The organism is Paraburkholderia sp. FW306-02-B (genome assembly GCF_058782725.1).
The window spans coordinates 3,012,937-3,024,895 of the sequence record NZ_JBYSXZ010000002.1 but is presented as its reverse complement, the minus strand read 5'-3'; the positions used below and the strand labels follow the sequence as shown (position 1 = coordinate 3,024,895).

The window sequence follows — 11,959 nt, the reverse complement described above, 5'->3', positions numbered from 1 at the left end:
GTGCAGCGGGCCTGTTGCAGCTTGGGCGCAAGGTCAAGCCGAAGATCATCGCCGGCCTGGCGCCAGTGACCAGTCGGTCTACAACTGGGCTCACGCATGGCGCGACGGCGGCGTATGCGTCCTCATGGGCGGCCATAACGGCGGTCGGCCACGAGCCCTTTCTGAAGCGATGGTCGCCACGGCGTTGGAAGTAACCCGTGCCGAACCGTTGACCCTTGGCCGGATTGCGCAACGCGTGCAGGAGATTCGTGGCGAGGCGCTACCGTGCCGCATCGAAACGCTCGGGGAGGCTCTCAAGCGCGAAGGCTTCTCGTTCAAGCGCAACCGCTACGCCCTGAAAAAAAGCGTGACGAAAAGGCGTTCGCCATGAAGCAGGCCACGCTCGACAAACTTCAGGTCGCCGCCCGCGACGGGCAATGCCGCCTGTTCTACCTGGACGAAGCGGGCATTTGCGCAGCACCGCCGGTTCAACGCAGTTGGTCACCACGCGGCTTGCCTCATACCATTGAACCCAACAGCCACTGCGGGCGCTCGATCGTCGGCGCGCTCGACTTCGGCAAGAATGCGCTGATCCATGCCTCGCACACGCGCACTGTCAAGGGACCCCATGTCGTCGAATTCATCGAAGCACTGGTCCAGCAGGGCGACGGCAAACCCACCGTGATCGTGCTCGATAACGCGAGCATCCAAATCGTGCCGAGACAGACCGTGCAACTTGCGGCCCGCGACGACGCTACGACCACCATGTCGCCAGCAAAGCCGGCGAAGCGCGTCAAGGTGGCGCGCCTGTCCGGGAACCATGTCAACGAACGCGTGGCCTTGAACCGTGCTACCCATCCCGTCACGCGTCCAGTGCCCTCGACGCAGTCCGAATGGACAGCCAATGCACCGTCTTCGCATAACACCGCTTTGACCGACGACGCTCCGTGGCTGAACTGGTCCGTCCCGCAGCAACGTCCGACCATGCGCGCAGCAACGCCTGCCGACCATAGCTGGAACGACCACATGACCCAGCGCCGGATCACCGACGACCCCGCCGCCTTTCACGTCGGAAGCAGCGGGAAATAAAAAAAGCCCGACCAAAGTCGGGCTCTCAAATCGGCTGCGTCCTTCCACAAGGACGCAGCACCTGCAAAACAGCTCACGCGTCTGCTTAGCGCATCAGCCTTAAGCAGCCAGCAGCGAACGCAACACGAACGGCAGAATCCCGCCGTGCTTGTAGTAGTCCACTTCAATCGGCGTATCGATACGCAGCAGCACCGGCACACGCTTTTCCTTGCCGTCCTTGCCGCGAATCACCAGCGTCACTTCCTGTTGCGGCTTGAAGTCAGCGCCCAGGCCTTCAATGTCGTACGTTTCTTCGCCGGTGATACCGAGCGATTGCACGCTATCCGAGCCCTTGAACTGCAGCGGCAGCACGCCCATGCCCACCAGGTTCGAACGATGGATCCGCTCGAAGCTGCGTGCGACCACAGCCTTCACCCCCAGCAGTTGCGTACCCTTCGCAGCCCAGTCACGCGACGAGCCGGTACCGTACTCTTCGCCCGCGAACACAACGGTCGGCGTACCCGCGTCGATGTACTTCATCGCTGCGTCATAGATCGACTCCTGTTCGCCGCTCGGCTGGTGAATCGTCAGGCCGCCTTCCACACGCGAACCGTCAGCCTTCGGCGGGATCATCAGGTTCTTGATCCGGACGTTCGCGAACGTGCCGCGCATCATCACGTCGTGATTGCCGCGGCGCGAGCCGTAGCTGTTGAAGTCGGCCTTCTGCACGCCGTTTTCCTTCAGCCACTTGCCTGCCGGCGAGTCTTCCTTGATCGAGCCTGCCGGGCTGATGTGGTCGGTCGTGACCGAGTCACCGAAAATACCCAGTGCGCGCGCGTTCGTCACGGCAGCAATGCTGTCGGCCGGCGTCATCGAGAAGTCGCTGCCGAAGAACGGCGGCTCAGCGATGTAGGTCGACTTCGGCCAGTCGTAGACTTGACCTTCTTCGCCTTCGATCTTGCTCCACAGGTCGCCCTTCTTGGTGAGCTGCGAGTAGTTCTTGCGGAACGCGTCCGCGTCCAGCGCGAACTTGAGCAGGTCGTTGACTTCGTCGCTGGTCGGCCAGATGTCGCCCAGGTAGATGTCCTTGCCGCCCTTGCCCTTGCCGACCGGCTCGGTCATCAGGTCGCGCGTGATGTTGCCGGCGATCGCGTAAGCCACAACCAGCGGCGGCGAGGCCAGGAAGTTCGCGCGGATGTTCGGGTGAATACGCGCTTCGAAGTTACGGTTGCCCGACAGCACCGCTGCCGCGACGATGTCGTTCTTCGTGATCGCTTCGTTCAGTTCCGGCGTCAGGTCGCCCGCGTTACCGATACAGGTCGTGCAGCCGTACGCGGCCAGCGTGAAACCGAGCTTGTCGAGGTACTTCAGCAGGTCGGTCTTCGTCAGGTATTCCGTGACAATGCGCGATCCCGGAGCCAGCGAAGTCTTGATGTGCGGAGCGACCGTCAGGCCGGCTTCCACCGCCTTCTTGGCCAGCAGCCCGGCGGCCAGCAGCACGCTCGGGTTCGACGTGTTGGTGCACGACGTGATGGCGGCGATCAGGATGTCGCCGTTTTTCACGTTGACGCCGTTGCTCGTCGTGTATTGCGCGTCCAGATCGGCTTCCTTCTTCGCAAAGCCGTTTTCTGCAACCGGCTTCGAGAACAGGTCGCTGAAGGTCGACTTCACATTGCCGATTTCGATGCGGTCTTGCGGGCGCTTCGGACCTGCCAGCGACGGTGCAACCGTGCCGAGATCCAGCGTGACGACCTTGGTGTAGTCGATCTGGCCAGCCTTCGGAATACCGAACAGACCTTGTGCCTTGAAGTAGTTTTCGAAGGCGGAGATTTCAGCGTCGGTACGGCCCGTGCCCTTGAAGTAGTCGATGGTTTTTTCGTCGACCGGGAAGAAGCCCATGGTTGCGCCGTATTCCGGCGCCATGTTGCCGATCGTCGCGCGGTCCGGCAGCGACAGCGATTTCGTGCCTTCGCCGAAGAATTCGACGAACTTGCCGACCACCTTTTCCTTACGCAGCAGTTCGGTCACGGTCAGGACCAGGTCGGTCGCCGTCACGCCTTCGCGCAGCTTGCCCTTCAATTCGACGCCGACCACGTCCGGCGTCAGGAAGTACACGGGCTGGCCGAGCATGCCGGCTTCAGCTTCGATACCGCCCACGCCCCAGCCCACCACGCCGATGCCGTTGATCATGGTGGTGTGGCTGTCGGTGCCGACCAGCGAATCCGGGTAGTACACGGTGTCCGCGCCTTCGGCCTTCTTGTGCACGCCGCGTGCGAGGTATTCCAGGTTCACCTGGTGAACGATGCCGACGCCCGGCGGCACGACCTTGAACGTGTCGAATGCCTGCATGCCCCACTTCATGAACTGGTAGCGCTCGTTGTTGCGCTGGAATTCCAGTTTCATGTTCAGGTCGAGCGCGTTCTTTTCACGGAAGTGATCGATCTGCACCGAGTGATCGACGACCAGATCGACCGGGACCAGCGGCTCGATCGATTTCGGGTTCTTGCCGACGCGTTGCGCAACACCGCGCATCGCAGCGATGTCGGCGAGCAGCGGCACGCCGGTAAAGTCTTGCAGCACGACGCGCGACACGACGAACGGGATTTCGTCGACGCGTGCAGCGTTCGGCTTCCAGTTCGCGAGTTGCTCGATGTGTTCTTCGGCGATCTTCTTGCCGTCGTAGTTGCGCAGCACCGATTCCAGCACGATACGGATCGAAACCGGCAGGCGGTCGATCTTGATGTTCAGTGCCTTGCCGAGTTGCGGCAGGGAGTAGAACTTGCCTTTGCCGGAACCGCTGTCGAATTCCTTGAGCGTTTTGTGGAGGTTGTGGGCCATGGTGTTTTCCTTGGTTTGATCGCGGAACTACAGTACTTAACTTGACTAGATGATGTACAGATCGACGTACTCATTGACCGGCATGGCCTCGAGCCTTGCCTGATCCAGTGACACGTCGAGAATCGCCAGTTGTTGCTTGACCGGAAAGCGGCGCGCGAGGTTGGTCTTGAACTTCTCGACCAGCAACGGAATCCCGTCCTCGCGACGACGCTTATGACCGATCGGGTATTCGACTACGACTTCGTCGAACGTCGACCCGTCGTTGAATTCGATCGTCAGTGCATTGGCGATCGAACGCTTCTCCGGGTCGTGGTAATCCTTCGTGAACTGCGCGTCTTCGACACATTCCATCCTGGCGCGCAGCACATCGATGCGCGGGTCTTGCGCGATCGAATCTTCATAGTCCGCGGCCGTCAGGCGGCCGTGGATCAGCGGCACGGCGATCATGTACTGGATGCAATGATCGCGGTCGGCCGGGTTGTTCAGGGGGCCTTTCTTGTCGATGATGCGGATCGCGGCTTCGTGAGTGCGGATCGTGATCTTCTTGATGTCTTCGACGCGCTTGCCGCTGGCGGCGAGCTGCGCGTGCAACGTCATCGCTGCTTCCACTGCGGTTTGCGCGTGAAACTCAGCCGGGAAAGAAATCTTGAACAGCACGTTTTCCATCACATACGAGCCGTACGGGCGCTGGAACCTGAACGCGTTGCCCTTGAAGAGTACGTCGTAGAAGCCCCACGTCTTAGCCGTCAGCACCGACGGATATCCCATCTCGCCGGTCTTCGCGATCAACGCGAGCCGTACGGCGCGCGAGGTCGCGTCGCCTGCGGCCCACGACTTGCGCGAGCCGGTATTCGGCGCATGACGATACGTGCGCAGCGCGTGTCCATCGACAAACGCCTGCGAAACCGCGTTGATCAACTCGTCGCGGGTCAACCCGATCAGTTGACCAACAACTGCGGTCGAAGCCAGCTTCACCAGCAGCACATGATCGAGTCCGACCTTATTGAAGGAGTTCTCGAGCGCGATACAGCCTTGAATTTCGTGCGCCTTGATCATGGCGATCAAAACGTCTTTCATCGTCCGCGGCTTTTTGCCTGCTGCGATGGCAGTGCGCGAGAGCCAGTCGGCCGTGGCCAGAATTCCGCCGAGGTTATCCGACGGATGGCCCCACTCGGCGGCAAGCCAGGTGTCGTTGAAGTCCAGCCAGCGGATCATTGCGCCGATGTTGAAGGCGGCCTGAACCGGGTCCAACTGAAACGACGTGCCCGGCACCTTGGCGCCGTTGGGGACGATCGTGCCCGGCACGATCGGTCCCATCAGCTTGGTGCAGGCCGGGTAGGTGAGCGCCTCGAGTCCGCAGCCGAGCGTATCGATCAGGCAGTTACGCGCGGTGTCCAGCGCGAGCGTGCTGTCGATCTGATAATCCAGTACGTAATCGACGATATCGACCAGGACTGGGTCCGGGTCGGGTCGCACGTTGGAAATCGGAGCGGACATCGGGGCGCCTTCCTGATGTAACTGATTAGTTGGTCTTGTTGATCGCGTTCGATTGCGTCGGAGCCGGCGCACCTTGCACCATGGCTGCCGTCTTGCACTCGTCGGCCAGGCGCGAGCTGTCCTTATCCGAGAACAACATCGCCTTCGTCGGGATCACAACCAGGTCCATACCCGTTGCGGCGTCGTGGAAACGATCTGCGCCCGTGGTGGTCGCTTCGCGCGGCAGATTGTAGTTTTTGTTCGCCCAGTGAACCGTGACGATCTGGTCACGCTTCATGTCGCCCTTCAGGTCGAATGCCAGACCTTCGTTGCACGACCACTTTTCCGAGCCTTCCGGAATCGGATCGACCTTCGCTTCCTTAGCCGGATTGGCTTTGCGCTTGATCAGACGTTTCGGTTGCGGCTTTTTCGGCACAGCCTTGGCGGCCGGCGTGGTCGTTGTTTGCGCAGCGGCGTCGGTCGCAACGGTCAGCATCGTCGTGGACAAAGCGCCGATTACGGCGGCGATCAACAGCTTATTCATGGAGAAAACCTTTCTATCTAATTTCAGTTGAACAGTGCGCGGGCCCGTGTTGGCGACCGCGAGGGTTGAACTGCACGCGCTTTGGAAGCGCACAGCGAGCGCTATTTTCTCCTATTTAGCGGCACGTACTTCAAATTCTCGGGGCCGGTGTAATTCGCGCTCGGACGGATGATCTTGTTGTCGATCCGTTGCTCGATGACGTGCGCGCTCCAGCCAGCCGTGCGGGCGATCACGAACAGCGGCGTGAACATCGACGTCGGCACGCCCATCATGTGATACGAGACCGCGCTAAACCAGTCGAGATTTGGAAACATCTTTTTCACATCTGCCATCACTGTTTCAAGTCGCTCGGCGATGCTGAACAGCCTGGTGTTGCCCGCTTCCTTCGACAGCTTCTTCGCGACTTCCTTGATCACCTTGTTGCGCGGATCGGAGATCGTGTACACCGGGTGGCCGAAACCGATCACCACTTCCTTGTTCTCGACGCGACGGCGGATGTCGGCTTCGGCTTCGTCGGGCGTCTGGTAGCGCGACTGGATCTCGAACGCGGCTTCGTTGGCGCCGCCGTGTTTCGGGCCGCGCAGCGCGCCGATCGCGCCGGTGATCGCCGAGTAGATATCCGAGCCCGTACCCGCGATCACGCGGCCGGTGAAGGTCGACGCGTTGAATTCATGCTCGGCGTACAGGTTCAGCGACACGTGCATCGCGTCGACCCACGCCTTTGACGGCTCCACGCCGTGCAGCAGGTGCAGGAAGTGGCCGCCGATCGAATCGTCGTCGGTTTCGACCTCGATGCGCTTGCCGTTGTGCGAGTAGTGATACCAGTACAGCAGCATCGAACCGAGCGAGGCCATCAGCTTGTCGGCGATGTCGCGTGCGCCGGGCAGGTTGTGGTCGTCTTTCTCGGGCAGAACGGTGCCCAGCACCGATACGCCGGTGCGCATCACGTCCATTGGATGCGCCGCGGCCGGAATCCATTCGAGCGCGGCTTTCACATTCGCGGGCAGGCCACGCAGCGCCTTGAGTTTGGTCTTGTAGGCGGTCAGTTCGGTTTGCGTCGGCAGCTTTTCGTGCACCAGCAGATAGGCGATCTCTTCGAATTCGCAGGCGCTCGCGATATCGAGAATGTCGTAGCCGCGATAGTGCAGGTCGTTGCCGGTTTTGCCGACCGTACAAAGTGCAGTGTTCCCCGCCGTCACGCCCGACAGCGCGACGGATTTCTTCGGTTTGAAGCCAGGACCGCCTTGTGTGCCGGCGGTTTGCGTTGTCTCGCTCATCTCCCGCAATCTCCGTTGTGCCTGCTCGTTGCTTCTGGCTGAACCATGCATTGAACCGCGCATTCCACGCCTGCATGCCGCTGCGACAGGCAATCGCCCGATTCCGTTGCGCGGCGCGCGTGGGCGCCGTCCAGCACTGCCGCATCAGTTGCCGTGTTGACCGTCATGCTCATGATGCGGATTGCCCGTTAGCGCCCACTTTCATGAAGAGCGGCGCGGCGTCTTGCGGGACGGCGCGGCCCGTGGATTGCGCGCGGCGCAGCACCGACCAGTAGTAGCGATAGCTGGCCCGGTCGTGCAGCGTGTCGTGATGGCGCGTCGGTCCCCATTGCGCGGACTGCGCGGCCAGCAGGATTTCGGTGGCCGTGGCGATCTCTTCGTCGCGCGGTGCGAACGCGGCGACGATCGCTTCGATCTGCGCCGGATGGATGCTCCACATCCGCGTGTAGCCGAACTCGTTGCGGGCGCGGGCGGCGTCGCCGGCGACCACGCTCATGTCGCGTACTTCCGTGCTGACGTTATGCGACGGCACCTTGCCATGCGCATGGCAGGCCGCCGAAATTTCGAGCTTCGCGCGCCGCACCAGCGGATGATCGAACTGGCCGGGCGAGCGCATGGCAGTATCGGGAATTGCACCGTCGTGCGCGGAGACGAAGTCCATCAGGCCGAAGCTCAGCGCTTCCACGCCGGGCAGCGCGGCCAGATCGAACACGCGCGTCAGCGCGCCATGTGTTTCGACCAGCAGTTGTACCGGCACAGGTTGAGCGATGCCGAGTTCGCGCCGCGTCGCTTCGATGAACGCGACCATTTCGGCGGCATCGGGGACGTTGCGGATCTTCGGCAGGGTGATGTAAGCGGGCGCTCGCTTTGCGGCGCGCAGAATGAGGCGGACGTCGTCACGCCAGTGCGGGTGGGCGAAGTCGTGGATCCGCACGCCGACGCGGCCGAAACGGTCATGCTCGCTGCCCAGCAGCGACGCGACCAGCTCCGCGTGTTCCGCTTCGCGGCAGACCTGCGCGCCGTCTTCACAGTCGAGCGTGATGTCGAACACCGGGCCCAGTTGCTGCTGCAACGCGAGCGATTTCAGCATCAGCTTCTCGCTGCCGGCGTAGTGATCGCAGGCAGGCAGCACAGCGGGCGGCGCTTCGCCGTCAAACAGCACTTCGGCGGGTGTGAGGGCGCGCATCTTCGGCGTCAGGGGCGTGGATAATGTTTAGTGAAGTCTGATTCGGACGCGCTCTGCTCGATCATCGTCAAGCAGCCGCGCAAAACGCGTTCGGATCAGATGCGAACGTCGGCGTGGCGAAGCGCCGTACCTGCATTCGCACGTAAAAAACCGGAACCCGCCGCGATGACGTCTGGGAGCGCCCCCAGACCTGTCGCTTCGCGCCAGGCCCCCCGAGGGGGGAGGAAACTTGGGGCGGCCCGGCGTTTCCTCACGAGTTCCGGCTCGTCTGCATCAGGCGCTTAGCCGAGCAGGTGTTGAACGCCGTCGCGCTCTTCGAGCAGTTCGTTCAGCGTACCGTCCATCTTTTCGCGCGAGAACGCGTCGATTTCCAGACCTTCAACACGCTTGTACTCGCCGTTTTCGCAGGTAACCGGCACGCCGTAGATGATGTCTTCCGGAATGCCATACGAACCGTCCGACGGAATACCCATCGTGACCCACTTGCCGTTCGTGCCGAGCACCCAGTCGCGCACGTGGTCGATCGCTGCGTTAGCTGCCGAAGCTGCCGACGACAGGCCGCGCGCTTCAATGATCGCGGCGCCGCGCTTGCCGACGGTCGGGATGAACGTGTTGCGGTTCCATTCGTCATCGTTGATCAGCTTGGTCAGGTCCTGACCTTCTGCCGTTGCAACGCGGAAATCCGGGTACATGGTCGGCGAGTGGTTGCCCCACACAGCCAGCTTTTCGATCGAAGCGACCGGCTTGCCCGACTTGGCGGCCAGTTGCGACAGCGCGCGGTTGTGGTCCAGACGCAGCATGGCGGTGAAGTTCTTCTTCGGCAGATCCGGCGCCGACTTCATGGCGATGTATGCGTTGGTGTTGGCCGGGTTGCCGACCACCAGCACCTTCACGTCGCGGCTGGCGACTTCATTCAGCGCCTTGCCCTGAACCGTGAAGATCTCGGCGTTGGCCGACAGCAGATCCTTGCGTTCCATACCTTTCGAACGCGGACGGGCACCGACCAGCAGAGCGACGTCGGCATCCTTGAATGCGACCTTCGGATCGTCAGTGATCACGACGCCCGACAGCAGCGGGAATGCGCAATCATCCAGTTCCATCACGACGCCTTTGACGGCGGCTTGCGCTTGCGGCAGGTCGAGCAGTTGCAGGACCACCGGCTGATCCTTGCCGAGCAGATCGCCATTGGCAATGCGGAACAGCAGGGAGTAAGCGATTTGACCTGCGGCGCCGGTGACGGCAACGCGCTTTGCGGGCTTAGCCATTGAGAAATCTCCAGGACGATGCGTTAGACGCTAGGGAAAACGCCATTCTATATGCGCGTTCAGCGAAGCGTTGTGAAACACGGCGGAATTCACTGTTCGCGTACGGCCCTGTATGTGTATCGGGGCTGTGCAGCGCGCTGCGGCGAGACCGCCATGCCGGAAACCTGTACTACTGAGTGCCCCCAAACCTGGGGCTTCGCGCCAGGCCCCCCGAGGGGGCAAGAAAACTTGGGGCGGCCCGGCGTTTTCTTGAGAGAGCGGGAGCGCGGCATAAAAGGCGCCGGGTAGTCGCTGCACGGTGCGGGCTCCTGCAAACAGCGCGTTTCGGCAAGCGTCTGACCAGACAATGGCGGCGAATCGAAACCTGGACTGCGTGGGAACAGCATGGTGCAGAATGGCTGCCGGTGCGTCGCGGCGCTGCACAAAACAGCCGCCGAAAAACCCGCAAACCCTTGCTCGACAAGGAGTGTAGGAGTCGGACGTCACAAAGTCAACATTATCTTATGTCTTATATAAGACATATCTGTTGCGGGGAAAACCCTAGACGCGGCCCAGCCCTTTATGATGAAATGCGCGCATGACTTCGAACCCGGCGAACACCACGAATCCGAACGGCCAAGGGGCTGCAGGCGAGGGTGTATCCGCTGCCGCGCCCGCTACGTCGCCCACTTTCAGCCCGTTGTATCAGCAGATCAAGGGGTTGATCACACAGAGCCTCGAAAGCGGCGAATGGAAACCCGGCGAGATCATTCCTAGTGAAGTCGAATTGGCGGCCAGATACAAGGTCAGTCAGGGGACAGTGCGCAAAGCGATCGACGAACTTGCCGCCGACAACCTGCTGGTGCGCCGCCAGGGCAAGGGCACTTTTGTTGCAACGCACAACGAAGATCGCGCCCAGTTTCGCTTCCTCCGATTACTGGCCGATGACGGCGCGGAACATCCGCACGTCAGCCGCCTGCTCGAATGCCGGCGCTTGCGCGCTTCGGCGGACATCGCCCGGCAACTCGACCTGAAGCCCGCCGATCCGGTGGTGTTGATCAAGCGCTTGCTGCAGTTCGACGGCGAAGTCACCGTACTCGACGAAATCTGGCTGCCCGGCGGCGTGTTCCGCGGGCTCACGCTCGAACGCCTGTCGGAGTACAAAGGTCCCCTCTACGCGATGTTCGAGACTGAATTCGGCACGCGCATGATCCGCGCGACGGAGAAAATCCGCGCGGTCGCGGCCGACCCTTCAGTGGCTGATCTATTGAGTGTGCCGGCGGGCTTTCCGCTGCTGTCGGTGGAGCGCGTGTCCTATACATACGGGGACCGGCCGGTTGAAGTCCGGCGTGGTTGGTATGTCACAACCGGGTATTACTATCAGAACGATCTAAGCTGAGTCGGGCTGAACGAAGGCGCAGCGTCCCACACGCGCGCCTGTTTGAAGGCGCCTTTATCGCGCATGCTGTAACGGACCTGTAGTGGTTTTCGCTGCAGCGCGATATAAAAAGGCGCTAAAATCGCGGATTAGTGTGACTACATAGTAGGGGTCTAGCATGGCTGAAGCCGTAAAAAAACCGAGGCCGGAATTCCGGAACATCGGTATCGGGCAGATATTGACGGCATACCGTCTCCCGCTAGCGGGGCGAGTGTCGATCTTGCACCGCTTAAGCGGTGGTCTGCTTTTTGTTTTTCTTCCGTTCCTGCTGTACCTCTTCGATCAGAGCCTGACTTCCGAACTTAGTTTCGAAGTCTTCAAAGGTTTCCTCTCCAACATCGTCGTCAAGCTCATCACGCTCGTTCTCGCGTGGGCCTTCCTGTTTCACTTCTGCGCCGGCATCCGTCACCTGGTGATGGACACGCACCGTGCAGTGACGAAGGAAGGTGGCAAGCAAACCTCCATCGTGGTCCTCGTCGTGTCGTCGCTTCTTACGATCGCATTCGCCGCAAAACTGTTCGGAGTCTTCTAAAAAAATGGCAGCTAATAACCGAATCGGTCCGAAGCGTCTCGTCGTCGGCGCACATTACGGTCTGCGCGACTGGCTCGCCCAGCGCATCACCGCCTGCGTGATGGCCGTCTATACGGTCATCCTGCTCGCGTGGTTCTTCGGCGCGCGCGATTTCTCGTATGACGGCTGGGCGTCGATCTTCGCGACGCAATGGATGAAGCTCGCCACGTTTGTCACACTGCTCTCGCTGTTCTATCACGCGTGGGTCGGTATCCGCGACATCTGGATGGACTATGTGAAGCCCGTTGGCATGCGCCTGTTTCTTCAAGCGCTGACGATCGTCTGGCTGCTCGCGTGTGCGGGCTACGCTGCGCAGATTCTCTGGAGAGTGTAAAAGA

At 61.2% G+C, this 11,959-nt stretch carries 11 protein-coding genes; 5 read left to right on the top strand and 6 right to left on the bottom strand.

Features of this window, described 5'->3' with window-relative positions; translation table 11 throughout:
* The first annotated feature begins 124 nt into the window (after positions 1–124).
* Together AC3WOG_RS34880 and AC3WOG_RS34875 are read left to right on the top strand one after the other, a co-directional pair.
* Complete coding sequence (locus tag AC3WOG_RS34880) at positions 125–370, top strand: hypothetical protein (RefSeq protein WP_492582258.1); 246 nt, start codon at positions 125–127, stop codon at positions 368–370.
* Positions 367–1,068, top strand: a complete 702-nt coding sequence (locus AC3WOG_RS34875) for a transposase (protein WP_492582257.1) — start codon at positions 367–369, stop codon at positions 1,066–1,068. Before AC3WOG_RS34880 ends, AC3WOG_RS34875 begins: the two co-directional genes overlap by 4 nt.
* A gap of 99 nt (positions 1,069–1,167) precedes the next feature.
* Here the strand turns inward: AC3WOG_RS34875 and acnA are convergent, their stop codons facing one another.
* From acnA to AC3WOG_RS34845, 6 genes are all read right to left on the bottom strand, one after another.
* Complete coding sequence (acnA, locus tag AC3WOG_RS34870; protein ID WP_492582256.1) at positions 1,168–3,885, bottom strand: aconitate hydratase AcnA; 2,718 nt, start codon at positions 3,883–3,885, stop codon at positions 1,168–1,170.
* Positions 3,886–3,930: 45 nt separating this feature from the next.
* Positions 3,931–5,382 (bottom strand): bifunctional 2-methylcitrate dehydratase/aconitate hydratase, encoded by a 1,452-nt coding sequence (locus AC3WOG_RS34865; protein ID WP_492582255.1) that lies wholly within the window; start codon positions 5,380–5,382, stop codon positions 3,931–3,933.
* A 25-nt stretch (positions 5,383–5,407) separates the two neighbouring features.
* Positions 5,408–5,905 (bottom strand): hypothetical protein, encoded by a 498-nt coding sequence (locus AC3WOG_RS34860; protein WP_492582254.1) that lies wholly within the window; start codon positions 5,903–5,905, stop codon positions 5,408–5,410.
* A 101-nt stretch (positions 5,906–6,006) separates the two neighbouring features.
* Positions 6,007–7,182 (bottom strand): bifunctional 2-methylcitrate synthase/citrate synthase, encoded by a 1,176-nt coding sequence (gene prpC / locus AC3WOG_RS34855; RefSeq protein WP_492582253.1) that lies wholly within the window; start codon positions 7,180–7,182, stop codon positions 6,007–6,009.
* A 169-nt stretch (positions 7,183–7,351) separates the two neighbouring features.
* Positions 7,352–8,368: an HpcH/HpaI aldolase/citrate lyase family protein gene (locus AC3WOG_RS34850; RefSeq protein WP_492582252.1), complete on the bottom strand. Its 1,017-nt coding sequence runs from the start codon at positions 8,366–8,368 to the stop codon at positions 7,352–7,354.
* Positions 8,369–8,649: 281 nt separating this feature from the next.
* Entirely contained in the window at positions 8,650–9,633 is a 984-nt protein-coding gene (locus AC3WOG_RS34845; RefSeq protein ID WP_492582251.1) for a malate dehydrogenase, read from the bottom strand.
* 577 nt (positions 9,634–10,210) lie between these two features.
* On the opposite strand from AC3WOG_RS34845, the gene AC3WOG_RS34840 reads away from it, so the two are divergent.
* The 3 genes from AC3WOG_RS34840 to sdhD all read left to right on the top strand — a co-directional run bounded on the left by AC3WOG_RS34840 (position 10,211) and on the right by sdhD (position 11,955).
* Positions 10,211–11,011, top strand: coding sequence for a GntR family transcriptional regulator (locus tag AC3WOG_RS34840; RefSeq protein WP_492582250.1), 801 nt, complete (start codon positions 10,211–10,213; stop codon positions 11,009–11,011).
* 157 nt (positions 11,012–11,168) lie between these two features.
* Positions 11,169–11,582 carry a succinate dehydrogenase, cytochrome b556 subunit gene (gene sdhC, locus AC3WOG_RS34835; protein ID WP_492582249.1) on the top strand — a complete coding sequence of 138 codons (414 nt, stop codon included), beginning with the start codon at positions 11,169–11,171 and terminating at the stop codon, positions 11,580–11,582.
* Between the two features lie 4 nt (positions 11,583–11,586).
* Positions 11,587–11,955 (top strand): succinate dehydrogenase, hydrophobic membrane anchor protein, encoded by a 369-nt coding sequence (gene sdhD, locus AC3WOG_RS34830; RefSeq protein ID WP_492582248.1) that lies wholly within the window; start codon positions 11,587–11,589, stop codon positions 11,953–11,955.
* Positions 11,956–11,959: the final 4 nt, after the last annotated feature.